We start from the raw sequence: 22,900 nt of genomic DNA on the forward strand, positions 1-22,900 counted from the left end.
ATCCATGACGCACGAAGCTGCACCGGGGCGCATCGTTCCGGTCCGCAAGTCACATATCATCCGTCGGGGGGCCCGCAAAGGGCTGAGAGGTGCACGCACCGACCCGTCGAACCTGATCCGGGCAATACCGGCGTAGGGAACGGGTAGAACGTGCACCGACAGCACTTACCTCTTTTCCGCGTTGGCACGCCCCAAACAAAGAGGCGCGCCGAATGACCCTCACGCCATCCATCTGCCGGCCAGGCGCATCGGTATGACATCCGTTGTCGTCATAGGCGCCGGCGTCGCCGGTCTTTGTGTCGCCCGCACCCTGCTGGACCGTGGGGCCGAGGTGACCCTGGTCGATCGGCGCGCCGCGCCGGGTCCGCATGCCTGCTCCTGGTGGGCTGGCGGAATGCTGGCGCCCCATTGCGAAGGCGAAAGCGCCGAAGAGGTCGTGGTGCGGCTGGGCTGCGAGGCCGCCGACTGGTGGGAGGCACAGACCGGCGCCGTCGTCCGGCGGCGCGGCTCTCTTGTCGTATCGCCCGGGCGCGACAAGGCCGATCTCGCCCGCTTTGCCCGCCTGACCAGCTGGCACCGCGCCGTCACCGGCCCCGAGATCGCGCAGCTCGAGCCCGACCTCGGCACCCGTTTCACGCGGGGCCTCTTTTTCGACACCGAGGCGCATCTTTCTCCCCGCGCCGCCCTCGCCGCGCTGCGCGACAGCCTTGCGGCCGATGGCGCGAAGCTCATTCAGGAAGAGGCCGACCCCGAAGCCCAAGCCCAGAAGGGTCTGACCATCGACTGCCGCGGCTTTGCGGCGCGCGACCGGCTTGCCGACCTGCGCGGCGTCAAGGGCGAGATGATGATCCTCTCGTGCCCGGACGTGTCACTGACACGCCCCGTCCGCGTGCTGCACCCCCGCGTGCCGATCTATGTCGTGCCCCGGGGTGACGGCCTCTACATGCTGGGGGCCACGATGGTCGAAGGCCAGGCGGGCCGGCACGTCACCGCCCGTGCGATGCTGGAACTGCTGGGCACGGCCTATGCGCTCAACCCCGCCTTCGGCGAGGCCGAGGTGGTCGAGATCGGCGTCGACAGCCGCCCCGCCTTTCCCGACAACCTGCCCCGCATCCGCCGCGACGGGAACCTGATCCGGGCCAACGGACTCTACAGGCACGGCTTCCTTCTGGCGCCGGCCCTCGCGCGCATGGTCGCGGACCTGATCCTTCACGACAAGACACCGGAGGTTTCCGATGAGATTGCAGCTTAACGGCACGCCATTGCACGCCGAGGCCGCCACGCTGGCCGACCTGCTGGACGCCCACGGCTATGGCGACGCCAAGGTGGCGACAGCGGTGAACGGCACGTTCATACCCGCCTCCCTGCGCGGCGATCACGCTCTGGCGGACGGCGACAGCATCGAGGTTCTGGCCCCGATGCAGGGCGGCTGAGCGATGCGCGATTTCTATGGCACCACGCTGGCCAACGGCTTCATGCTGGGCACCGCGCAATACCCGTCGCCCGCGATCCTGGCCGAGGCGTTCCGGCGCAGCGGCGCCAGCGTCGCAACCGTGTCGCTGCGCCGCGAAAGCGGGCAGGACCGCGCCGGACAGGATTTCTGGAACCTGATCCGCGACCTGGGCGTGCATATCCTGCCCAACACCGCCGGATGCCACAGCGTGAAAGAGGCCGTGACCACCGCCCACATGGCGCGCGAGGTTTTTGACACGCCCTGGATCAAGCTCGAGGTCATCGGCGAGGAAGACACACTGCAACCCGATGTCTTCGGCTTGGTCGAGGCCGCCAGCATCCTGACCGAGGACGGGTTTCAGGTCTTTCCCTACACCACCGAGGATCTCGTCGTTGCCGACCGTCTGCTCAACGCGGGCTGCGAGGTTCTGATGCCCTGGGGCGCCCCCATCGGATCGGGGCTGGGCCTGAACAACATCTTCGGCCTGCGCGCGCTCCGGGCGCATTTCCCGGACGTGCCGCTGGTGATCGACGCCGGGCTGGGTCTGCCCTCGCAAGCCACGGCGGCGATGGAACTGGGCTACGACGCGATCCTTCTCAACACCGCCGTGGCCAAGGCGGGCGATCCGGCGGCCATGGCCGAAGCCTTCGCCCTCGCCCTCAGGGCCGGAAAACTGGCGCAGTCCGCCGACCCTATGGAGCCGCGCGACATGGCCGCCCCCTCCACCCCGGTTCTAGGCAAGGCGTTTCTTGAATGAGACTGGACCGCTTCTACCCCATCTTCGACAGCGCCGACTGGATCGAGCGGCTGGTCCCGCTGGGCATCAAGCTGGTGCAACTGCGCGTCAAGGATGCCGCGCCCGATACGCTGCGCGACCATGTGCTGCGGTCCAGGGCCGTGTGCGCGCGCCACGGCTGCACCCTTGTCATCAACGACCACTGGCAAGAGGCGATCGACACCGGCTGCAGCTACATCCACCTTGGCCAGGAAGACCTTGATACAGCTGACATATCCGCCATCCGCGATGCCGGCCTGCACCTCGGCATAAGCACCCATGACAGAGCCGAACTCAAGCGCGCCCTTGCGCTCGATCCCGACTACATCGCCTTGGGTCCGATCTATCCCACCATCCTGAAAAAAATGAAATGGCACGAACAGGGCCTCGACCGTCTGACCCAGTGGCGCGGCCTGATAGGCGACCTGCCCCTGATCGCCATCGGCGGCCTGTCGGTGGAACGCGCGCCCGGCGCCTTCGAGGCAGGCGCAGACGTGGTGGCCGCGGTCACCGACATCACGCTCAACGACGCCCCCGAAACCCGGGTGCGCGCCTGGCTGGCGGCGACGCGATGACCCGCTATGCCCGCCAGACCTGCCTGCCCGGCATGGGCGAGGCCGGACAGGCCGCGCTGAAAGCGGCGCATGTGCTTGTGGTCGGGGCTGGCGGATTGGGCGCCCCGGCGCTGCAATACCTGGTGGGCGCGGGGATCGGACGGCTGACCCTGGTGGATGGCGACACGGTTTCCCTGGGCAACCTGCACCGCCAGACACTCTTTCGCGAAGACGACATCGGCAGGCCCAAGGTCGAGGCCGCGCATGACACGTTGCGCCGCCTCAATACCGACTGCCGCATTGCCCCCCTTGCCCGCCCGCTCGATCCCGCCAACGCGCCCGATCTCGTAGTGCAGGCCAGCATTGTGCTCGATTGCGCCGACAGTTTCGCGGTCAGCTACATCCTCTCCGACACGTGCCTTGACGCCGGCGTGCCCCTTGTCAGCGCCTCCGTGCTGGGCGTTTCGGGCTATGTCGGCGGCTTCTGCGGCACCGCGCCCTCGCTGCGCGCCGTGTTTCCCGATCTTCCCGACCGCGCCGCCACCTGTGCCACGGCGGGCGTGATGGGGCCGGTGGTGGGCATGATCGGCGCGGCGCAGGCCCAGATGGCGCTGGCCTGCCTCACCGGGCAGACTCCGTCCCCGCTGGGTCAGCTGCTCACCGTCGACATGCAGGCCTTTCGCAGCAGCAGCTTTCGCTTCGACACGGCCCCCGAGCCGGCGCAGGGCCTGCATTTCATCGCGACCGACCACCTCAAGCCAACCGATATCGTCGTCGACCTTCGCGGCACCGAGGAAGCGCCGACCCCTGTCTCGCCCCAAGCACGGCGGAGCAGCGTATCGGACGTCATCGCGGGCCGGCTCCAGCCCCCCGCGACCGGACAGCGCGCGGTCTTTGCCTGTCGCTCCGGCCTGCGAGCCTGGCAGGCCGCCAGGCATCTGCAACGCCACTGGGACGGCGATATCGCTCTTGTCGCCACCGGCGACGCACCCGGCGCGAGCGCGCTGCCTGAGCAGACGGATCGGGGCTGAACCGCCGGGGCAGGACACCCGAAGATTGCGGCCCTGGTGCGTTGAATAGCGGCCGGTCGCGCCCCACCGAGAACGCCAACACCATCCTGGCGCGGTTAATCTTTGAAAAATCTCTTTATTTCAACGTTGCGCCACAATAATGCCCGAATTGGGCGAGAACAATCAGGGAGCGAACAGAATAATAGGCTGGAAAGAGAAACAATGCGGATCCTTGCGATAGATGACGAGCCGATCTTCTGCGACTTGCTCAGAACGCGGCTTGAACAGCTGGGCTACAGGGACGTCGAAACCGCCTTTACCGGGCCGGAGGCCCTGCAAATCGCCGCCGCCAAGACCAAGCCCGTGGAGTGCTTCATCGTCGACATCCGCATGATGCCGATGGACGGGATCGAACTGGTTCGGCAACTGAGGGCCATCCCGCACCACCAGGCGACACCCATCGTGATGCTCTCCGCGCTGACCGACAAGGCGTCCATCGACGCCGCCTTCATGGCCGGCGCCAACGACTACATCACCAAGCCGCTCGAAATGGTCGAACTGAAGATCCGCCTGGAAATGGCCCGCAACATTCTTGCGGAACGCGCCCAGGCTCGGTTGCTGCACGAACATGTGCTCAAGCAGGAAGCCATACTGTTCCCAACCGCCGCGTTCGACGGCGAGATCATTCTCGACGACGTCGAAGGTGCCGTCAGCATGGTGTCGATGGAGAACTTCCTTCTCAAGCAGGGCAACCTGCGCCTGCGCCAGACCTCCGCCATCTGCGTCAACCTGCCCATGGCGGAAACCTATTTCAAGATGATGGACTCCACCTACTACGCGGTCCTGATCGGCGACATGGCACAGGCCGTCTCGCGGGCGCTTTCGGCGTTTCCGCACATGCTGACCTGCCCGGGCAGCGGCGATATCGTCGCCCTTCTGCTCGACCAGCCCAATGTCGATTGCGCGCGGATCGAGGAAAACCTCACCCAAGAGCTTGAGGCCCTGCGCCTGCGCTATGACGCCATCGACATGACGCTGCCGCGGGTGACGGTCGGTACGCCCGTCCGCACCGGGTTGTTTCGCATGCAATGCCCGACCAGCCTGATCGACCGCGCCCGTCGCGCGACCGGAAAAGTCGAGGATCATCACCCGATGCAGGCCATCGCATGAACGCCTCCGCCAATCGGCACCCCGCCGATCCCGCACGCACCGCGATAAGTCGCGCACTGGACGACATGCGCGTTCAGTTCTGCGCCGGGCTCGACGCGCGGATCTGCCGGATCGAAGCCGCCCGGATCGCGCTGGACGCCGACCCGGCCACGGCGCTCGAAACCGTCGGCTTCGAGGCGCACCGCATATGCGGCGTTGCCGGAAGCCTTGGACTCCACGATCTGTCGACGCAGGCGCGCGCGCTGGAAGAGCACGTCACCACGGCCGCGGGACAGGACTTGTCACAATCTGAACGGACCGGACTGAACGAACGGATCGAATTGTTTCTCGATCTTATGGAGCATCACCTGACGGAGAGCTGATTGGTCTGCGCGGCAAAGAGGGGCAAACCCCGGGTACGCACAGATCCCCCAACCACCGAAGAAGGGGCATTTGGTGTGGATGAACGAGTAGAAAGACTTTGGAACATCTGCCGATATCGCGAAAGCTGGATATCGGTGTCACTCACGATCATGCTCGTTCTGGCTCTGACCGCGCTTGCGGCCAGCAAGATCAATGCGCACCTTCTCAACCTTGCGCGACAAGCCGCGCATGACGAAGCGCATGATGACGCGGACGCAATCGCAACTGCATTGCAACGCGAACTGACCCAAGTCGATGTCATCACCCGCGCTATCCGCCACGCGATCGAACAATCCCCCGATGTCACGCAGGAAGGCTTCGGCGCCCTGGTTGCGCCCCTGATCGCGCGGACGCCCGCGATCCTCGTGGTCGGACGGTCGCGCGGTTACGTCGTGGAACAGATCTATCCGGTCGTCGGCAATGAAAAGGCGATCGGTCTGGATTACCGCCTCGTGCCGCAGCAGTTGCTCGGCGTCGACAAGGCTTTGCAGTTCGGCGAGGCCTCGTTGCAGGGACCCGTGGATCTCGTTCAGGGTGGACAGGCCTTCATTCAACGAATGCCGTACTACGCTTCGAACGACAGCGACATGTCCCGCATTGCCACGGGTATCGTGTCGATCGTCATCGACCGCGACCGCCTGCTGACCGAGATTTCCCAGAGCCACGGTTTCATGCTATATGACATCGCGATCCGCAGCCTGGGCGATGACCAGCATCCGATTAACATGCTCTACGGTTCGCAAGAGACTTTCGCCAACAGGCCCGTCCTGCGCCACGTCATTGCCGACGGCAGCACTTGGCAGATTGGCCTTGTCCCCACCGCTGGCTGGCCCACCGGGAGCGGGATGAAGAACCTGGTATGGGCGCTCAGCTTTCTCGCCATCGGTTTCCTGGGCGCCATGATCTTGGCACTCTGGACCATGTACCGATCCAAGCGTGCCGCCGAAAGCCAGCTGCGCTCGGCAATCAATTCCATCGAAGACGGGTTCGCCTTGTATGATTCACGCGACCGCCTTGTCTTTGCCAATGAGAAATACCTGTCCTACTACGAACTGTCGCGCGACGCGATCGTCCCGGGCAACACCTTCGAGGACATCCTGCGCGAGGGCCTCAGGAACGGCCAGTACACCGATGCCATCGGCCGCGAAGAAGAGTGGCTCGAGGAACGTCTCGCTAAACATGCAAATCCGACCGCGCCGATGGAGCAGAAGCTGGGCGACGGACGCTGGTTGAAAGTGGCCGAAACCCGCTCGCCCGACGGCAACACGGTCGGGTTCCGTGTCGATATCACCGAACTCAAGCAGGCCCGCGAAAAGGCCGAGGCGGCGAACCAGGCGAAAAACAACTTCCTCAACATCATCAGTCACGAACTGCGCACGCCGCTGACCTCGGTCATCGGGTATGCCCGGTTCCTCGAAAACGTGGATGTCCTGCCGGGCTACAAGGCGCTCGACAGCAAGCTGCGCGATGATGCGTCCGGCCCGGAACGCCTGAAGGCGCTCAAGGTTCTGCGTGACGAGGTGACTGGCATGTCCGGCCGCATCACCACGTCCAGCGACCACCTGCTGGCGCTGATCAACGACGTGCTCGATCGCGCCAAGCTCGAGGCCGAGACGGTCGAGCTCGAGATCGAAACACTGAACATAAAGGAGGTGGTCGGCACCGTGACCTCCAGCCTTGGAATCAAGGCCGCCGAGAAGGGAATCGCGCTGACCTCCGACATTGCCTCCCTGCCCATCAGCGCCGATCCCAAGCGCCTGCGCCAGGCGCTGATCAACGTCGTGGGGAACGCCATCAAGTTCACCCAGACCGGCGAAGTCCACATCTCATCCGACCATGACGAGACGCATCTGCGCATCCACGTGCGCGACACCGGATGCGGCATCCCGGCAGACCAGCTGGACCAGATTTTCCACCAGTTCGTGCAGGTCGACACTTCCGTCACCCGGCGCAATTCCGACGCCGGACTGGGCCTCGCGATCACGCGCGAACTGATCGAACTTCACGGCGGTTCCGTCGCGGTCGAAAGCGAAATCGGTCACGGCAGCACTTTCAGCATCACTTTACCCATCAAATCAAAGGCCCTGGAGATCGCCGCGTGAGTTATGCGGGAAGAGGATATCATTATGACATTGCCTAAAGTTTTCCACGTTCCGGCCCAATCGGCACCATGGCGTTCAGCTACCCTGGTTTTGTCGACTTCCAGCGGGACTCGAAAGGGCTTCTATGCAACAGACGTCTAAACCACAAAGGCACGCAAGCACCGGGCACCCCGGGCTCGACAGGTCGCCCACCGAGCTCGCATTTCTTGAAACCATTCTCGAGTCGCTCCACGACGGCGTCTACGTGTACAGCAGCGACTCCCTGCGCATCCGCTACATGAACGCGGCCGCCCTCGACCGGCACGGCTGGACCAGGGAAGAGGCTCGCGAGAAAACCATCAGCGACACTGCAGCCACCTTCAACAAAAAGGCCTTCTTTCGCGCCGCGATCCCCCTTTTCAATGGCGAGCTCGACACGATCACCCTGGAACTGACGCACTTTACCGGCCCTATCGAGGTCTCCACGCGCCTGATCCGCACCACCGACGAGGGAGATTTCTTCGTCTCCGTCCTGCGCGACATCACGGGTCGCAAGAGCCTGGAGCTTGAAAAGGTGCAGACCGTATCGACCGTCAGCCACGAGTTGCGCACCCCACTCACCTCCATCCACGGCGCGCTGCGTCTGCTCAAGGCCGGCGTCGTCGCCGATCTCGACGACAAGACGCAAAGCGTGGTCGACATCGCCGTGCGCAACACCGATCGCCTGCTCTCGATCGTCAACGACATCCTCGATCTCGAGAAGATCAACAGCGACAAGATGGATTTCTCGATCGCCGAGATGGACATCATCGAATGCCTCAATGACACGGTGGAACTGGTGTCCGGCACCGCCTTCGAACATGACATCGAGCTCGAGATCTCCAGCGACCTGCGCGGTGCGATGGTCATGGGCAACTCCGACCGCATTGCGCAGGTCATCACGAACTTCGCCTCCAACGCCATCAAGTACTCACCTGCCGGCGCGACCGTGCGTTTCGGTCTTGAGCAAGAGGACGGCGGCATTGTCGTATCCGTCTCCGACGAAGGCCCGGGCATCACCCAGGATCAGACTCGAATGCTGTTCAAACCCTTCTCGCAGGCCCGCGCCAGCGACGGCACGAAACGGCCCGGCACCGGGCTGGGGCTCGCCATCGTCGACGCCATCCTCAAGCGTCTCGACTACCCTGTCTCGTTCACGTCCGAAGTGGGCCAGGGCAGCACGTTCCAGTTCCGCATCCCCGCGCATCTGGTGCTCTGGACCGATCCGATTGAAACACGCGGGGTTGCGAGAGCATGAACATGACAACTATCGTGGAATTTCCTGCCAAAGAGTCCGAGGAAATCAGCGTAATGAGTAAACCTCTTGAAACGATCCTGCACGTCGACGACGACGCCGATATCCGCGTCATCATCAAGATGTCCCTGGAAACAGTCGGTTCGTTCAACGTTCATCAATTTGCGTCGGGGCAGGAGGCCGTCGAGGCGGCCGCATCCGTGCAACCGCAAATGCTGCTCCTTGACATGATGATGCCCGACATGTCCGGCGAGGAAGTCTGGAAACTGATCACGCAGCAGCCCGGGCTCGCGACTGTCCCGACAGTGTTCCTGACCGCCAAGGCGGAGGATTCCTTTTCGCAGGAATTGCGCCGGAAAGGCGCGGCCGCGGTCATCACCAAGCCGGTGGACCCGATGCTGCTCGCGTCTCAGATTAAAGAGATCTGGCAAAAAGCCATCCAGTCCTGACGCCCTCGACGGCCTCAGAGCGCGCCGTCAGGCGTCAGACAGATTCTTGAAATCGCCCGAGTCGAGGACCGGCGCGGCATCTATCTCGTCGGCATCCAGCATGGCCGCCACGCGCTCCAGGCTCGACACCAGCATCGCCTGTTCCCAGTCCTCCATGACCGAGAACTTGCGCACGAAGCGCTGTTGCAGGGGGTCCGGGGCCCTGGACAGCGTCTCCCTGCCCTTCGTGGTCAGATGGATATTGGTCTGGCGCCGGTCGCGCGTCGACTTCTCGCGCAGAACCATGCCTTCGCCGACGAGCTTGTCGACCAGGGACGTGACCGTGGCCTGGGTGACGCGCATCCGCGATGAAATCGCCGTCGCGGTCGCCTGCCCGGTCTCGCCGATGATCTGCAACACACGAAACTGCGCCGGGGTCACGCCGGCAGATTCCTTCACCTCGCGGCCGAAACGGTCGGTCGCGCGGAGGATGCGTCTGAGTGCGACTAATGAGGTATCGATGCGGTCCATTCCTACCTTTTGCGTTTCGTTTGGATAGCTAAACATATATCCGAAAAATCGTTTTGTGAAGCCCTATGTAGTTAGACTAACTAATAACGACCCCCTGCGAGTACCAAAGTAAATTTCCCCCATTTACCTTAAAAACAAGGCCAATTCGGCCATTCCGATCATCTTCACAAAAAATATGCTTAGCCTCTTGAAGCACCCCCGCCCCAGTGCTACTTTGTTTGCCAAAGCAAATCGGAGAACCAAACCATGCCCCGCGACCTTGCGAAAGAAACGATCCCGACCCTGCGAAGCCCCGAGCCGACCGACGGCTCGGAGATCTGGGAGCTCGTCCGTGAGTGCAAGCCGCTCGACGAGAACTCGATGTACTGCAACCTGATCCAGTGCGATCATTTCGCAGACACGTGCGTACTGGCCGAGATCGAAGGTCAGCCGGTCGGTTGGGTGTCGGCCTACGTGATGCCGAGCGACCCCGAGACCCTGTTCGTCTGGCAGGTCGCCGTGTCCGAGACGGCACGTGGCATGGGCTTGGGTTCCCTGATGCTGAAAGAAGCGCTGGAGCGTGAGGCTTGCGAAGGCGTGACGCGCATCCAGACCACGATCACCTCGGATAACGACGCCTCTTGGGCGCTTTTCCGTAAATTCACCGACGAGTTCGGAACCAAACTCGACGCTCAGGCGTATTACGAAAAGGACGAGCATTTTAACGGTCAAAGCAAGACTGAAAACCTCGTAACCATTACGCTCGCCGAAGAGTTTGCAAAGGCGGCCTGACCCAGGGCCGCACGGTTTTCCCCTCACATTCAATTCCGAAAGAGAGGTCGTAATGTCTACGCATACCTCACCCAAAGCTGTGTTTGAACGCCGCGAATCCGAAGCCCGCAGCTACTGCCGCGGGTTCGACACGGTGTTCACCTCCGCATCCGGCGCCGAAATGACTGATGTGGACGGTCGCACCTATATCGACTTCCTGGCCGGCTGTTCCTCGCTGAACTACGGCCATAACGATCCCGACATGAAGGCGGCGCTACTCGAGCACATCTCGAATGACGGCATCGCCCACGGGCTCGATATGATGTCCGACACCAAGGCGCAGTTCCTCGAGACGTTCGAGAAGCTGATCCTCGAGCCGCGCGGCATGGATCACAAGATCATGATGACCGGCCCGACCGGCACCAACGCCGTCGAATCCGCGCTGAAGCTTGCCCGCAAGGTCACAGGCCGGCGCGACATCATCGCCTTCACCAACGGGTTCCACGGCATGACCATGGGCGCCCTGGCCGCGACCGGCAATGCCGGAAAACGTGGTGGCGCGGGGGGCGTGTCGCTTCCCGACGTGAACCGGATGCCCTACGAAGGCGCGTTCGGCGACGACGTCGACACGATCGCCCAGATGGAAATGATGCTCGACAACCCCTCGTCCGGTGTCGAAGCCCCCGCCGCGTTCCTGGTGGAACTGGTGCAGGGCGAAGGCGGCCTCAACGCAGCGTCGAAGGAATGGGTCGAACGCCTGGGCCGCCTGGCCAAGAAACACGGCACCCTTCTGATCGTCGATGACATCCAGGCCGGCATCGGCCGCGCCGGCAGCTTCTTCAGCTTCGACGACATGGATGTCGAACCCGATATGATCCCGCTGGCGAAATCGCTGTCCGGTTTTGGCCTGCCGTTCGCCGCGCTGCTGATCCGTCGCGACCTCGACATCTGGAAACCGGCCGAGCACAACGGCACGTTCCGCGGCAACACGCATGCCTTCGTCACCGCCCGCGTCGCGCTCGAGAAGTTCTGGTCCGACGACACGTTCAAGAACGAGATCGCCGAGAAAGCAAAGATCCTCGAGACCCGCCTGCAACGCATCGCCGACATGGTGCCAGGCGCCAGGCTCAAGGGCCGCGGCATGATGCGCGGCGTCGATGTGGGCTCGGGCGAGCTGGCCGAACAGATCTGCGGCGAAGCGTTCCGCAACGGCTTGATCATCGAGACCTCCGGCAGCTTCGACGAGGTGGTCAAGGTGCTTGCACCGCTCACCATCCCGGTCGAGCTGTTCGAAAAGGGCCTCGACATCCTGGAAAAAGCCGCCTCGACCTGCGTCGAAGGCCACAACATCGCAGCGGAGTAACCGAAATGATCGTCAGAGACTTCAACAAGATCACCGAAAACGAAAAAGACCGCGTGGTCTCGGACGCCAACTGGACAAGCGTTCGGATGCTGCTGGCCGACGACAACATGGGCTTTTCGTTCCACATCACCTTCCTCGAGGCCGGGTCCGAACACACGTTCGAGTACAAGAACCACTTCGAGAGCGTCTATTGTATGCAAGGCACCGGCTCGATCACCGACATCGCCACCGGCGAAACGCACGAGATCAAACCCGGGGTGATGTATGCGCTGGACAAGCACGACCGCCACGTCCTGCGCGCCACCGAAGAGCTTGTGATGGCCTGCTGCTTCAACCCGCCGGTCACCGGCAACGAAGTCCATCGCGAAGATGGCTCTTACGCGGCGCCCGAAACCGCCGAGGCGTGAACTAATGACCCACACAGTGGAAAAAATCGGTGGGACGTCCATGTCCCGCCTGCACGAACTGCGCGACACCCTGTTCATCAAGAACGGCGAGCCGCAGTATGGCCGCATCTTCGTGGTCTCCGCCTTCGGTGGCATCACCGATATGCTGCTGGAGCACAAGAAGACGGGCGAGGATGGCGCCTATGCCGCCTTCGCCAATGCCGAGGACGACCACGGCTGGCACGCCGCGCTGACCGACGCCTGTCGCGCCATGATCAAGGCGCACGAGGATGTGCTTGAGCACCCGGAGGACATCGCTCAGGCGACGGCCTTCGTGAACGAACGGATCGAGGGCGCGCGCAACTGCCTGATCGACCTGCAGCGCCTGTGCTCCTACGGCCATTTCCGGCTGAACGCGCACCTGATGCACATTCGCGAACTGCTGTCCGGTCTCGGCGAGGCGCACAGTGCCCACGTGGCCGCTCTGGTCCTGAAACGCGCCGGCGTCGACGCCCGCGCCGTGGACCTGACCGGCTGGCGCGAGGATGGCGAGGTGACGCTGGACGAGCGCATCAACAACGCCATGGCCAGCATCGACCCCGCCACCGAAATGCCCATCGTCACCGGCTATGCCCAATGCCGCGAGGGCCTGATGAAGGAATTCGACCGCGGCTATTCCGAGGTCACGTTTTCCCAGATGGCCGCCCTCACCGGCGCGCGCGAAGCCATCATCCACAAGGAGTTCCACCTCTCCTCTGCCGACCCCAAGCTGGTCGGCGCCGAGAACGTCCGCACCCTGGGTCACACCAACTACGACGTGGCCGACCAGATGGCCAATCTCGGGATGGAGGCGATCCACCCCTCCGCCGCCAAGACCCTGCGCCAGGCCGGCGTGCCCCTGCGCGTCACCAACGCGTTCGAGCCGGATGAGCCCGGCACGGTCATCGACGACCAGCCTGCCGACACACCGGCGGTCGAAATGGTCACGGGCCTTGATATCATCGCGCTGGAAGTGTTCGAACAGGACATGGTCGGCGTCAAAGGCTACGACGCCGCCATCCTCGACACCCTGACGCGTCATGACGTGCGCATCGTGTCGAAAGCGTCGAACGCCAACACCATCACGCATTACGTGGACGCATCGGTCAAGGCCATGCGCAAGGTGGCCGACGACCTGGCCGAGAAGTACCCCCAGTCCGAGATCCGCAACCGCAAGCTTGCCCTGGTCTCCGTCATCGGGCGCGATCTCGACGGGCTCAGCACCCTGCAACGCGGCCTTCAGGCGCTGGACGACAACGGCATGGCCTCGCTCGGGGCCACCCAGGGTCCGCGCCACGTCGACACGCAGTTCATCCTTGAACGCGAAGACCGCGACCCGGCGATCAAGGCGCTGCACGACGTGTTCTTCGGCAAGGCGTCCGACCCTGCAAAAAAGTCTGACATCACCATCGCTGCCTGACAGAGCCCTTGCCCCAATGAAAAGAGAAAAGCGCGTGCCGACATCCCGGCACGCGCTTTTTGCATTCCGAAAAGGACGCCCGGCTCAGCCGTCCAGCGATTTAGGCAAGGTGCTTTCGAACACGTTGCCCTCGGTATCCGTGGCCTTCACCGTCAGGTCGGTCGACCCGTTGTCATTGTAAAAGAACCGGAACGACGGGTTTTCCGAGATCGAAATCCCCCCCGTCATCGTGAACAGCATCTCGTCACCCTGCCGCACCTCGATCGTGTCGATGAAATGCGCCGGGATGAACAGCTGCGTGATCTGGTCTCGTTGCAGCCCCGAATAATTCGGATGCCGGATCATGATCTGCGCCTCGCGCCGGGGCGTCGATACCGCCGCCGTCTCGCCGAAGCTGCGCAGCTTCATCTGCCCCATGCCCGCCAGCGCCTGCTCGGGGTCTTTCGAGGCCGGGGCCGAACACCCGCCCGACGCCTTGACGAACCGCCCGGTCATGTAAAGACCGTCCTCGGTCTCGGTGATCACGCGCACGTTGGAATACTGGTTCACCCGCACCCGCATCTCGAAATCGAGCGGTCCCATGCCCGGCCCGAACGCGAATTCACCAGCCACCGGCGCCGGGTTTTCGTCGATCACCACGGTGGCCGACGTGATCTGCGCGTCGGGATCTGTCTGCTTCAGGTGCACCGGCACGGTCGCCGCGTCATGGGCGCGGTACGGCGCGTTAAGGCTGAGCGGGCCCTCCGCCTCCTCCAGCGTGGCCTCGCCCAGAACGTCATGGCGCAGATCCTGCCAGGTCGGGCTTTCGGTCAAGGGGTTCTTGACCGCCTCCTCAGCCCAACCAGCAGATGCCGCAAGGCCCAGCGCCAGGACGGATGCAATTGCATGTCTCATACGGTCTCCTCCCGTAATGCGACCGTGTTATGCCACGAAACGGCGGCAAAATCCACTTATACGAAATGGGGCATGGACCTCACAATCGCGTGTGGCATCCTTCGCCCATGTTCGAAGTCGTCGTCACAACCTGTCTTGCGCTTGCCTCTGGCGGGGCCGCCCCGGCCTGCCGCGATATGCTGCTGGCGGGGTACGAGACTCCCACGCAGGCCGCGTGCGAGGCGCAACTGCCCGATCTTTCACGGAAATACGACGACCCGCGCTGTGTCCCCATCGGCCCCGCGCTCGAGATAACCGAGGTCGCACCGGGCGTTTTCGCCCATCTGGGCCGGATCGAGGAACCCGACCAGGACAATCGCGGCGATGTCGCCAATCTCGGCTTCATCCTGGGCGCCGACAGCGTCGCGGTGATCGACACCGGCTCCGCCCGCTGGATCGGCGAGTCGCTCTGGCGCGCCATCCGCCAGCACACCGACAAGCCCGTCAGCCACGTCATCCTGACCCATACGCATCCCGATCACGTGCTGGGCACCGACGCCTTTCGCACCACCGGGGCCAAGATCGTCTCCCACGCCACCCTGCCCCGCGCGCTGGCCGACCGGCAGGCCAATTACGCGGAAAGCCTCACGCGCCTCATCGGCCCCGCCTTCGCCGGCTCCACCGCACCGGACGCGGACATCACCGTAGAGCCCGACGCGCCGATGCAGATCGACCTCGGTGGGCGCATCCTCACCCTGCACGCATGGCCCACCGCGCATACCGGCAACGACCTGACCGTGCTGGACCAGGAAACCGGCACGTTTTTCACCGGCGACCTCGTCTTCCACCTGCACACCCCCGCCCTTGACGGCAGCGTGCTGGGCTGGCTCGACGTGCTGGAACAGTTGCAAACACTGGACATCGCCCGCATCGTGCCGGGGCATGGCGGCCCGGTGCTGGACTGGCCCGAAGGCGCAAAGGACCAGCGCCGTTATCTGGAAACCCTGCGCGACGACACCCGCGCCGCCATTGCGAACGGCACCCGCCTTGGCGATGCCGTCACCACGATCGCGGACAGCGAGGCGGACAAATGGCAGCTTTTCGAGGCCTACAATCCCCGCAACGCCACCGTCGCCTTTACCGAACTGGAATGGGAATAGAGCTTAGTCCTTGGCCACGTCCTGCAGCATCTGCGCGATGGCAAACAGCCGCTTTTCGATCAGCTGCGGCGTCTCGCACAGGTAGGTGATGGACTGCTGCCGGTCAGAGTAAATCACCTGGTCCCAGTCCAGCTTTTCCTCCAGCGCGTCGATCCGGTCGTAATCCGGCGCGTCCGCTTCCAGGGCGGTGTCCATCTCCAGCCGCATCTCGTCGATCTTCTCGGCCAGCGCGATCTGCCCCAGCGAGAAATCCGCGATCCCGTTGATGATCCGCGACCGGCGGGTGTTGAGCGACTTGAACGTCTGCGCGAACACCCGGCCCAGATTGTCCGCCCTGTCCGCCGGCCAGCGCCCGGCAAAATCCTCCGCCGCCTGCCGCAACGCGTCCATCTCCAGCCGTCGCACGGCCAGCGTGCCGGCAAGGTCCCGGATATCCGCCGCCAGCGCCGAATCCTCGACCTCGTCCTCCGGCAGCGCGATGGGCCACATCAGCCCCAGCGACAGCTCTTCGACCTTGCGCTGAACGCAGGGCCATGTCGGGTCCGAAAAATCCGCCGCCACCAATGGCGCGGCGGTGCCCATGACGGCGGCGAATGCCGTTGAAACCAGCGTCCTCATACGGTCCTCCCTTGGTCCCATGGGAACATGCCCATCCATCCCCGGCAAGGGTTCACAATGGAATACCAACCAAGGTACTAATTGTGCGGCGGCATGGCCGCCCCCTACCATAACCTTGATTCACGTGCCTGTCTGCGGCGCGAACGGGAGGAAATACACTATCATGCGCACCAAAGCTGCCGTGGCCCTCGAGGCCGGCAAACCACTGGAAATTATGGAAGTCGAACTCGAAGGCCCCAAGGCCGGCGAGGTTCTGGTGGAAATCAAGGCCACTGGCCTGTGCCACACCGACGAATTCACCCGCTCGGGCGACGACCCCGAGGGCATCTTCCCCGCCATCCTGGGCCATGAAGGCGCGGGCGTCGTGATGGAAGTGGGCGAAGGCGTCACCACGCTCAAACCCGGCGATCACGTGATCCCGCTCTACACGCCCGAATGCCGCGAATGCGCGTCCTGCCTGTCGGGCAAGACCAACCTCTGCACCGCGATCCGCAACACGCAGGGCCAGGGCCTGATGCCCGACGGCACCACGCGGTTCAAGATGCTCGATGGCACGCCCATCCATCACTACATGGGCTGCTCGACCTTCGCCAACCACACGGTCATGCCCGAAATCGCGCTGGCCAAGGTGCGCGAGGACGCGCCCTTCGACAAGATCTGCTATATCGGCTGCGGCGTCACCACCGGCATCGGCGCGGTGATCAACACCGCCGGGGTCGAGATCGGCTCCACCGCGGCGGTCTTCGGCCTCGGCGGCATCGGCCTCAACGTGATCCAGGGCCTGCGCATGGCGGGCTGCGACATGATCATCGGCGTCGACCTGAACGACGACAAGGCCGAGATGGCCAAGAAGTTCGGCATGACCCATTTCGTGAACCCCACCAAGGTCGACAACACGGTCCAGGAGATCGTGAATATGACCAAACGGGGCAACGACCAGATCGGCGGCGTGGACTACTCCTTCGACGCCACCGGCAACGTGCAGGTGATGCGCGACGCGCTGGAATGCTCGCACCGCGGCTGGGGCTGCTCGGTCATCATCGGCGTGGCCCCCGCGGGCGCCGAAATCTCCACCCGCCCCTTCCAGCTGGTCACCGGCCGGGTCTGGAAAGGCACTGCCTTCGGCGGCGCCAAGGGCCGGACGGACGTGCCGAAATTCGTCGACTGGTACATGGACGGCAAGATCGAGATCGACCCCATGATCACCCACAAGCTCAAGCTGGAAGAGATCAACCACGGGTTCGAACTGATGCACGAAGGCAAGTCGATCCGCGCGGTGGTGGAGTTCTGATTTGTCCATCGAGGTCGTCTCTCAGAACAGGAGCTTCGGCGGCGAACAGGTCGTCTACAAGCACAGTTCCAACACCTGTGCCTGCGAGATGACCTACGCCGTCTACCAGCCTCCGCAGGCCAAGGATGGCCCGGTTCCGGTGCTCTGGTACCTATCGGGCCTGACCTGCAACCACGAAAACGCCATGACCAAGGGCGGCTTTCAGGAACACGCAGCGCGCGAAGGCATCGCGCTCGTGTTTCCCGACACCTCGCCCCGGGGCGAGAACGTGGCCGATGACGAGGCGTACGATCTGGGCCAAGGGGCGGGCTTTTACGTCAACGCCACCTGCGACCCGTGGCGGCAGCATTACCGGATGTACGACTACATCGTGAACGAGCTTTACTCGATCATCGCGGAAACCCAGCCGGTGCAGGACCGTCACGGCATCACCGGGCACTCGATGGGCGGGCATGGCGCCATGACCATCGCCATGCGCAACCCCGACAAGTTCGAGTCGCTCTCGGCCTTTGCCCCCATCGCCAACCCAACCCGCTCGGACTGGGGCCGCAAACAGCTCAGCGCCTATCTGGGCGACGACGAAAGCACTTGGGCGCAGCACGATTCCACCCTTCTGCTGGAAGAACACGGCTGGAAGGGCGACGTCCTGATCGACCAGGGATCGAGCGACCAGTTCCTCGACCTGCTGAAACCCGAGGCGCTGGCCGACACCATGGCCAAACGCCGCCAGCCCGGCCAGATCCGCATCCAGCCGGGCTATGACCATTCGTATTTCTTTGTGCAGACCTTCGCCGCCGACCACGTCGCGTGGCACGCCGACCGCCTGCATCACTGATGTGTGTACTGACACTGTTGACTAGGGAGACATCAACTTGACCATCCGTACCATCCTCGCCGCCAGCATCCTGGCAACCACGCCCGCCCTGGGCTTTGCCCAAGACGTCGAAGGCGACGCCGAAGCCGGTGAAAAAGTGTTCCGCAAATGCATGGCCTGCCACGCCGTCGGCGAAGGCGCCAAGAACAAGGTCGGCCCCGTGCTGACCGGCATCGTTGGCGCGCCCGTCGCGGCGAACGAGGATTTCGACTATTCCGACGTGCTCGCCGAGATGGGTGCCGAGGGCAAGGAATGGACGCCCGAAGAACTGGCGGCGTTTCTTGAAAAACCGCGTGACTATGCCAAGGGCACCAAGATGGCCTTTGCCGGTCTGCGCAAGGAGGAAGAAAGAATGAACGTGATCGCGTACCTCGCCTCCACGGGCGAATAACGCGGCACGTCCGAGACGCGGGGGCTCCAGGAAGGAGAGAGCTTGGGATCCCCGCTTTAACGGTCGATCATCGACCATTCCAATGCAGCGGCAAACCGCTGCTTACATGGGAGGACTACAATGAAGAAGCTTATGCTTTTAACCTCGGGTCTGGCGCTCTGCGCTGGCATGGCCGTCGCCAACGACGACCTTGTCACGCAGATGGACGACCCCACTCAATGGGCGATCCAGACGGGCGACTACAAGAACCAGCGCCATTCCAAGCTGGATTCGATAAACAAGGAAAACGTGGGTGACCTGCAGGTCGCATGGACCTTCTCGACCGGCGTTCTGCGCGGTCACGAAGGCTCGCCGCTCGTCGTGGGCGACACCATGTATGTCCACACGCCCTTCCCCAACATCGTCTACGCGCTCGATCTGGCCGACGAAGGCAAGATCAAGTGGAAGTACGAGCCCAAGCAGGACCCGGACGTCATTCCGGTGATGTGCTGTGACACCGTCAACCGCGGTGTGGCCTATGCCGACGGCAAGATCTTCCTGCACCAGGCCGACACCAAGGTCGTGGCGCTCAATGCCGACGACGGTTCGGTCGAATGGGAAGTCGTCAACGGCGACCCGTCCATCGGCGAGACCAACACCGCGACCGTGCTTCCGGTCAAGGACAAGGTCATCGTCGGCATCTCGGGCGGCGAGTTCGGCGTGCGCGGTCACGTGACCGCCTACAACATGTCGGACGGCACCCAGGCCTGGCGCGCCTACTCGATGGGCCCCGACGAGGACATCCTCGTGGACCCCGAGAACACGACCCACCTGGGCGAGCCTGTCGGCGAAAACTCCGGCACCAACACCTGGGAAGGCGACCAGTGGCAAATCGGCGGCGGCACCACCTGGGGCTGGTACTCGGCGGATCTCGAAGAGAACCTGATGTACTACGGCACCGGCAACCCGTCGACGTGGAACCCCTCGCAGCGTCCCGGCGACAACCGCTGGTCCATGACCGTCATGGCCCGCGACATCGACACGGGCGAGGCCAAGTGGTTCTACCAGATGACCCCGCATGACGAGTGGGATTACGACGGCGTCAACGAAATGATCCTCACGGAGCAGGAAATTGACGGCGAGGAGCGCAAGCTTCTGACCCACTTCGACCGTAACGGCCTGGCCTACACGATGGACCGTGTGTCGGGTGAACTTCTGGTCGCCGAAAAGTACGACCCGGTCGTGAACTGGACCTCCGGCGTCGACATGGACCCCGAGTCCGACACCTACGGTCGTCCTGAAGTGGTGGCGCAATACTCCACCGAGCAGAACGGCGAAGACGTCAACTCCACCGGCATCTGCCCGGCGGCGCTTGGCACCAAGGACCAACAGCCCGCGGCCTACGACCCGGAAACCCAGCTGTTCCTGGTTCCGACCAACCACGTCTGCATGGACTACGAGCCGTTCCGCGTCAGCTACACCGCAGGTCAGCCCTATGTGGGCGCGACCCTGTCGATGTACCCTGCCCCGGACAGCCATGGCGGCATGGGCAACTTCATCGCCTGGGATAACATCAACGGCGAGATCAAGTGGTCCAACCCCGAGCAGTTCTCGGTCTGGTCCGGTGCTCTGACCACCGCCGGTGGCATCACCTTCTACGGTACGCTCGAAGGATACCTGAAGGCGGTCGACACCTCCACGGGTGAGGAACTCTACAAGTTCCGCACGCCCTCGGGCATCATCGGCAACGTGATGACCTACGAGCGCGACGGCAAACAGTATGTCGCCGTCCTCTCGGGCGTCGGTGGCTGGGCCGGCATCGGTCTCGCGGCCGGTCTGACCAACCCCAACGACGGTCTGGGCGCCGTGGGTGGCTACGCCGCTCTCAGCGACTACACCGCACTGGGTGGTCAGCTGACCGTGTTCGCTCTGCCGGACTAAGCGAAACGCAACAGCCGGGGCCGGTCCTCCTTCGGGAAGGCCGGCCCCGTGCCCAAGATAAACGACGCATAATCAGTACCAAAAACAGGAAAGGTATGACCGCATCATGAGCACCGGACTCCGCTTGACACTCGCCTCGGCCCTGATCGCACTGCCGATCACCGCCTCGGCTCAGAACTGGAGCGATCAGCCGGTCGATCCTGCAAACCACGACGAGACCGTCGCCTACGAAGAAGGCGGGCGCTACTACAACGAAGAAGACGTGCCCACCTACAACGTGACCGAGGACGGCACCGTCGACTGGATGACCTTCTCGGGCTTCCGCCGCTATCACGCCGAATGCCACGTGTGCCACGGCCCCGATGGCGAAGGCTCGTCCTACGCCCCCAAGGTCAAGAATTCCGCCGTCCACATGGGCTATTACGATTTCTACGACGTGGTCGTGAACGGCCGCGGCAACGGCAACTCCGTCATGCCCCACTTCGGCGACAACCCGAACGTGATGTGCTATCTCGACGACATCTACGTCTATCTCAAGGCCCGCGGCATGGAGGCCGTCCCGCGCGGACGCCCCGGCTCGAAACAGGCCAAGTCGGAATCGATCCAAGAGGATGAAGATGCCTGCATGGGCTAAATCCGCAGCATTGCGCGCCGCCGCCCGCCTCACCGGGTTGGCGGCGCTTTGCTTTTCGGCGCTGCTGATGTCCGGGCCGGCGACGGCCCAGACCTCCGATCTCGTGTCGCAGAACGCACTGCGCGTCTGCGCCGATCCGGCCAATTATCCCATGTCCACCAAGAAGGGCACGGGGTACGAAAACGAGCTGGCCGAGCTCATCGCCTCCAAGCTGGACCTGCCGGTGCAATACACCTGGTATCCGCAGGCCACGGGGTTCATCCGCAACACGCTGAAGGTCAAGCGCTGCGACATCGTGATGGGCTACGCGCAGGGCCACGAACTGGTGCTGAACACCAACCACTACTTCAGCTCGGTCTATACCCTGATCGTCCCGCAGGACAGCCCGCTCGCCTCGGTCGAGACCCTCACCGACGACGCTCTGAAAGGCACCCGCATCGGCATCATCGCCGGCACGCCCCCCTCGGCGCATCTCGCGCGCCACGGGCTCATTGGCAAGGCCAAGCCCTACAACCTCGTGGTCGACCGCCGGCACGAGAACCCCGCCACCAACATGCTCGACGACCTCAAGGCCGGCAATATCGACGCCGCCATCCTCTGGGGTCCGCTGGGTGGACCGCTGGTCAAAGCCGAGTATCCCGGCATGAAGGTCATCCCCCTCATAAACGAGGAGTTGCCCCCGCGCCTCTTCTTCCGCATCACCATGGGCGTGCGGCAGGGCGAAAAGGTCTGGCAGCGCGAGCTCAATTCGCTCATCCGCCGCCACCAGGACGAGATCAACGCGCTCCTGACCGACGCCGGCGTGCCGCTGGTCAGCGACATGGGCAACGAGATGCTGGAAACGGGACAGTGAAACAGCTTTTGGCGGCCCTCGCCCTCGCGGCCGGGGCCGCCGCCGCAGCCACGGCCCAGGACGTCCCTGAACCCTCCGACTACCGCATGGACCATTACCGCGCCCCTGTGCCAGCCACGCTTGAGGGCGGCACCGTCATCGACGCCGAAGAAGCCCATGCCCTGTGGGAAGCTGACGAAGCTGCCTTCATCGACGTCCTGCCCCGCGCACCCAAGCCCGATAACCTGCCCGAGGGCACCATCTGGCGCGACAAGCCGCGCCCCAGCATCCCCGGCGCGATCTGGCTGCCCAACGTGGGCTACGGCGCGCTGGCCGATATCACCGCCGATTATTTCCGCGCTGGCCTCGACCACGCCACGGGTGGCGACCCGGACCGCCCGGTCGTGTTCTTCTGCCTGGCCGACTGCTGGATGAGCTGGAATGCCGCAAAACGTGCGATCGAATGGAACCATTCGCAGGTCTACTGGTTCCCCGATGGTACGGACGGGTGGGCGTTTCAGGATTTTCCGTTGAAAGAAATCAAGCCTTTCCCCGCCCCCTGACAGGCGAATTGGCGCCTTGAATTTGCCGTTTGGCCGGGTCGTCCCATATGGTTCGGAAACGACTCACGCAACGAAAACACTTAGACCT

General features: G+C 63.6%; 25 protein-coding genes and 1 riboswitch. Of the genes, 22 read left to right on the forward strand and 3 right to left on the reverse strand.

The window, feature by feature from the left end; genetic code table 11:
* Positions 1 to 54 precede the first annotated feature (54 nt).
* A riboswitch (TPP riboswitch) is annotated at positions 55 to 156 on the forward strand.
* Positions 157 to 253: 97 nt separating this feature from the next.
* The 10 genes from thiO (at position 254) to FIU89_RS13575 (ending at position 9,188) form a co-directional block, all read left to right on the forward strand.
* Positions 254 to 1,252 carry a glycine oxidase ThiO gene (thiO, locus tag FIU89_RS13530; protein ID WP_152493090.1) on the forward strand — a complete coding sequence of 333 codons (999 nt, stop codon included), beginning with the start codon at positions 254 to 256 and terminating at the stop codon, positions 1,250 to 1,252.
* Positions 1,236 to 1,433, forward strand: a complete 198-nt coding sequence (thiS, locus tag FIU89_RS13535) for a sulfur carrier protein ThiS (RefSeq protein ID WP_152493091.1) — start codon at positions 1,236 to 1,238, stop codon at positions 1,431 to 1,433. The genes thiO and thiS overlap by 17 nt, the downstream gene beginning before the upstream one ends.
* Positions 1,434 to 1,436: 3 nt before the next feature.
* Complete coding sequence (locus tag FIU89_RS13540; RefSeq protein WP_152493092.1) at positions 1,437 to 2,210, forward strand: thiazole synthase; 774 nt, start codon at positions 1,437 to 1,439, stop codon at positions 2,208 to 2,210.
* On the forward strand, positions 2,207 to 2,803 hold the full coding sequence (locus FIU89_RS13545; RefSeq protein ID WP_152493093.1) for a thiamine phosphate synthase: 597 nt from the start codon (positions 2,207 to 2,209) through the stop codon (positions 2,801 to 2,803). The genes FIU89_RS13540 and FIU89_RS13545 overlap by 4 nt, the downstream gene beginning before the upstream one ends.
* Complete coding sequence (locus tag FIU89_RS13550) at positions 2,800 to 3,813, forward strand: HesA/MoeB/ThiF family protein (protein WP_172978110.1); 1,014 nt, start codon at positions 2,800 to 2,802, stop codon at positions 3,811 to 3,813. Before FIU89_RS13545 ends, FIU89_RS13550 begins: the two co-directional genes overlap by 4 nt.
* A 201-nt stretch (positions 3,814 to 4,014) precedes the next feature.
* Positions 4,015 to 4,962 (forward strand): PleD family two-component system response regulator, encoded by a 948-nt coding sequence (locus FIU89_RS13555; protein ID WP_152493094.1) that lies wholly within the window; start codon positions 4,015 to 4,017, stop codon positions 4,960 to 4,962.
* The gene (locus FIU89_RS13560; RefSeq protein WP_172978111.1) at positions 4,959 to 5,324 is read left to right on the forward strand and encodes an Hpt domain-containing protein; all 366 of its coding nucleotides are present in this window, start codon (positions 4,959 to 4,961) and stop codon (positions 5,322 to 5,324) included. Before FIU89_RS13555 ends, FIU89_RS13560 begins: the two co-directional genes overlap by 4 nt.
* Before the next feature lie 135 nt (positions 5,325 to 5,459).
* Positions 5,460 to 7,466 (forward strand): ATP-binding protein, encoded by a 2,007-nt coding sequence (locus FIU89_RS13565; RefSeq protein ID WP_152493096.1) that lies wholly within the window; start codon positions 5,460 to 5,462, stop codon positions 7,464 to 7,466.
* 124 nt (positions 7,467 to 7,590) lie between these two features.
* On the forward strand, positions 7,591 to 8,742 hold the full coding sequence (locus tag FIU89_RS13570) for a PAS domain-containing sensor histidine kinase (RefSeq protein ID WP_152493097.1): 1,152 nt from the start codon (positions 7,591 to 7,593) through the stop codon (positions 8,740 to 8,742).
* Positions 8,743 to 8,744: 2 nt separating this feature from the next.
* Entirely contained in the window at positions 8,745 to 9,188 is a 444-nt protein-coding gene (locus FIU89_RS13575) for a response regulator (protein WP_254701676.1), read from the forward strand.
* A gap of 27 nt (positions 9,189 to 9,215) precedes the next feature.
* Here FIU89_RS13575 and FIU89_RS13580 read toward each other — a convergent pair whose 3' ends face one another.
* Positions 9,216 to 9,698 (reverse strand): MarR family winged helix-turn-helix transcriptional regulator, encoded by a 483-nt coding sequence (locus tag FIU89_RS13580; protein ID WP_152493098.1) that lies wholly within the window; start codon positions 9,696 to 9,698, stop codon positions 9,216 to 9,218.
* Between the two features lie 246 nt (positions 9,699 to 9,944).
* Between FIU89_RS13580 and ectA the strand changes: the two genes are divergently transcribed.
* The 4 genes from ectA to FIU89_RS13600 are packed head-to-tail and all read left to right on the forward strand — an operon-like array spanning position 9,945 to position 13,656.
* Positions 9,945 to 10,469: a diaminobutyrate acetyltransferase gene (gene ectA / locus FIU89_RS13585; protein ID WP_152493099.1), complete on the forward strand. Its 525-nt coding sequence runs from the start codon at positions 9,945 to 9,947 to the stop codon at positions 10,467 to 10,469.
* Between the two features lie 52 nt (positions 10,470 to 10,521).
* Positions 10,522 to 11,811: a diaminobutyrate--2-oxoglutarate transaminase gene (ectB, locus tag FIU89_RS13590; RefSeq protein ID WP_152493100.1), complete on the forward strand. Its 1,290-nt coding sequence runs from the start codon at positions 10,522 to 10,524 to the stop codon at positions 11,809 to 11,811.
* A gap of 5 nt (positions 11,812 to 11,816) precedes the next feature.
* Positions 11,817 to 12,218, forward strand: coding sequence for an ectoine synthase (locus tag FIU89_RS13595; RefSeq protein WP_152493101.1), 402 nt, complete (start codon positions 11,817 to 11,819; stop codon positions 12,216 to 12,218).
* A gap of 4 nt (positions 12,219 to 12,222) precedes the next feature.
* Complete coding sequence (locus FIU89_RS13600; protein WP_152493102.1) at positions 12,223 to 13,656, forward strand: aspartate kinase; 1,434 nt, start codon at positions 12,223 to 12,225, stop codon at positions 13,654 to 13,656.
* 84 nt (positions 13,657 to 13,740) lie between these two features.
* Here FIU89_RS13600 and FIU89_RS13605 read toward each other — a convergent pair whose 3' ends face one another.
* Positions 13,741 to 14,550, reverse strand: a complete 810-nt coding sequence (locus FIU89_RS13605; protein WP_152493103.1) for a quinoprotein dehydrogenase-associated SoxYZ-like carrier — start codon at positions 14,548 to 14,550, stop codon at positions 13,741 to 13,743.
* 107 nt (positions 14,551 to 14,657) lie between these two features.
* On the opposite strand from FIU89_RS13605, the gene FIU89_RS13610 reads away from it, so the two are divergent.
* The gene (locus FIU89_RS13610; protein ID WP_152493104.1) at positions 14,658 to 15,689 is read left to right on the forward strand and encodes a quinoprotein relay system zinc metallohydrolase 2; all 1,032 of its coding nucleotides are present in this window, start codon (positions 14,658 to 14,660) and stop codon (positions 15,687 to 15,689) included.
* A 3-nt stretch (positions 15,690 to 15,692) separates the two neighbouring features.
* Here the strand turns inward: FIU89_RS13610 and FIU89_RS13615 are convergent, their stop codons facing one another.
* Complete coding sequence (locus FIU89_RS13615; RefSeq protein WP_152493105.1) at positions 15,693 to 16,307, reverse strand: hypothetical protein; 615 nt, start codon at positions 16,305 to 16,307, stop codon at positions 15,693 to 15,695.
* Between the two features lie 163 nt (positions 16,308 to 16,470).
* Here FIU89_RS13615 and FIU89_RS13620 point away from each other — a divergent pair, with 163 nt between their 5' ends.
* The 7 genes from FIU89_RS13620 to FIU89_RS13650 all read left to right on the forward strand — a co-directional run bounded on the left by FIU89_RS13620 (position 16,471) and on the right by FIU89_RS13650 (position 22,812).
* Positions 16,471 to 17,598 (forward strand): S-(hydroxymethyl)glutathione dehydrogenase/class III alcohol dehydrogenase, encoded by a 1,128-nt coding sequence (locus FIU89_RS13620; protein WP_152493106.1) that lies wholly within the window; start codon positions 16,471 to 16,473, stop codon positions 17,596 to 17,598.
* Between the two features lie 7 nt (positions 17,599 to 17,605).
* Positions 17,606 to 18,433, forward strand: a complete 828-nt coding sequence (gene fghA / locus FIU89_RS13625; protein WP_152494521.1) for an S-formylglutathione hydrolase — start codon at positions 17,606 to 17,608, stop codon at positions 18,431 to 18,433.
* A 52-nt stretch (positions 18,434 to 18,485) separates the two neighbouring features.
* Complete coding sequence (locus tag FIU89_RS13630; RefSeq protein WP_254701876.1) at positions 18,486 to 18,863, forward strand: cytochrome c family protein; 378 nt, start codon at positions 18,486 to 18,488, stop codon at positions 18,861 to 18,863.
* Between the two features lie 120 nt (positions 18,864 to 18,983).
* Positions 18,984 to 20,783: a methanol/ethanol family PQQ-dependent dehydrogenase gene (locus tag FIU89_RS13635; protein ID WP_152493107.1), complete on the forward strand. Its 1,800-nt coding sequence runs from the start codon at positions 18,984 to 18,986 to the stop codon at positions 20,781 to 20,783.
* 106 nt (positions 20,784 to 20,889) lie between these two features.
* Entirely contained in the window at positions 20,890 to 21,417 is a 528-nt protein-coding gene (locus FIU89_RS13640) for a c-type cytochrome, methanol metabolism-related (RefSeq protein ID WP_152493108.1), read from the forward strand.
* 67 nt (positions 21,418 to 21,484) lie between these two features.
* The gene (locus FIU89_RS13645; protein ID WP_254701877.1) at positions 21,485 to 22,270 is read left to right on the forward strand and encodes a substrate-binding domain-containing protein; all 786 of its coding nucleotides are present in this window, start codon (positions 21,485 to 21,487) and stop codon (positions 22,268 to 22,270) included.
* Between the two features lie 86 nt (positions 22,271 to 22,356).
* Positions 22,357 to 22,812 carry a PQQ-dependent catabolism-associated CXXCW motif protein gene (locus tag FIU89_RS13650; RefSeq protein ID WP_254701878.1) on the forward strand — a complete coding sequence of 152 codons (456 nt, stop codon included), beginning with the start codon at positions 22,357 to 22,359 and terminating at the stop codon, positions 22,810 to 22,812.
* The last annotated feature ends 88 nt before the right edge of the window (positions 22,813 to 22,900 follow it).

Origin of the sequence: Roseovarius sp. THAF27 (genome assembly GCF_009363655.1) — a bacterium.
Lineage (GTDB): Bacteria > Pseudomonadota > Alphaproteobacteria > Rhodobacterales > Rhodobacteraceae > Roseovarius.

Bases quoted from the DNA above. Each gene is read 5' to 3' on its own strand.
- thiO (WP_152493090.1), top strand. From the start codon at position 254: ATGACATCCGTTGTCGTCATAGGCGCCGGCGTCGCCGGTCTTTGTGTC.
- thiS (WP_152493091.1), top strand. From the start codon at position 1,236: ATGAGATTGCAGCTTAACGGCACGCCATTGCACGCCGAGGCCGCCACG.
- FIU89_RS13540 (WP_152493092.1), top strand. From the start codon at position 1,437: ATGCGCGATTTCTATGGCACCACGCTGGCCAACGGCTTCATGCTGGGC.
- FIU89_RS13545 (WP_152493093.1), top strand. From the start codon at position 2,207: ATGAGACTGGACCGCTTCTACCCCATCTTCGACAGCGCCGACTGGATC.
- FIU89_RS13550 (WP_172978110.1), top strand. From the start codon at position 2,800: ATGACCCGCTATGCCCGCCAGACCTGCCTGCCCGGCATGGGCGAGGCC.
- FIU89_RS13555 (WP_152493094.1), top strand. From the start codon at position 4,015: ATGCGGATCCTTGCGATAGATGACGAGCCGATCTTCTGCGACTTGCTC.
- FIU89_RS13560 (WP_172978111.1), top strand. From the start codon at position 4,959: ATGAACGCCTCCGCCAATCGGCACCCCGCCGATCCCGCACGCACCGCG.
- FIU89_RS13570 (WP_152493097.1), top strand. From the start codon at position 7,591: ATGCAACAGACGTCTAAACCACAAAGGCACGCAAGCACCGGGCACCCC.
- FIU89_RS13575 (WP_254701676.1), top strand. From the start codon at position 8,745: ATGACAACTATCGTGGAATTTCCTGCCAAAGAGTCCGAGGAAATCAGC.
- FIU89_RS13580 (WP_152493098.1), bottom strand. From the start codon at position 9,698: ATGGACCGCATCGATACCTCATTAGTCGCACTCAGACGCATCCTCCGC.
- ectA (WP_152493099.1), top strand. From the start codon at position 9,945: ATGCCCCGCGACCTTGCGAAAGAAACGATCCCGACCCTGCGAAGCCCC.
- ectB (WP_152493100.1), top strand. From the start codon at position 10,522: ATGTCTACGCATACCTCACCCAAAGCTGTGTTTGAACGCCGCGAATCC.
- FIU89_RS13595 (WP_152493101.1), top strand. From the start codon at position 11,817: ATGATCGTCAGAGACTTCAACAAGATCACCGAAAACGAAAAAGACCGC.
- FIU89_RS13600 (WP_152493102.1), top strand. From the start codon at position 12,223: ATGACCCACACAGTGGAAAAAATCGGTGGGACGTCCATGTCCCGCCTG.
- FIU89_RS13605 (WP_152493103.1), bottom strand. From the start codon at position 14,550: ATGAGACATGCAATTGCATCCGTCCTGGCGCTGGGCCTTGCGGCATCT.
- FIU89_RS13610 (WP_152493104.1), top strand. From the start codon at position 14,658: ATGTTCGAAGTCGTCGTCACAACCTGTCTTGCGCTTGCCTCTGGCGGG.
- FIU89_RS13615 (WP_152493105.1), bottom strand. From the start codon at position 16,307: ATGAGGACGCTGGTTTCAACGGCATTCGCCGCCGTCATGGGCACCGCC.
- FIU89_RS13620 (WP_152493106.1), top strand. From the start codon at position 16,471: ATGCGCACCAAAGCTGCCGTGGCCCTCGAGGCCGGCAAACCACTGGAA.
- FIU89_RS13635 (WP_152493107.1), top strand. From the start codon at position 18,984: ATGAAGAAGCTTATGCTTTTAACCTCGGGTCTGGCGCTCTGCGCTGGC.
- FIU89_RS13640 (WP_152493108.1), top strand. From the start codon at position 20,890: ATGAGCACCGGACTCCGCTTGACACTCGCCTCGGCCCTGATCGCACTG.
- FIU89_RS13645 (WP_254701877.1), top strand. From the start codon at position 21,485: ATGTCCGGGCCGGCGACGGCCCAGACCTCCGATCTCGTGTCGCAGAAC.
- FIU89_RS13650 (WP_254701878.1), top strand. From the start codon at position 22,357: ATGGACCATTACCGCGCCCCTGTGCCAGCCACGCTTGAGGGCGGCACC.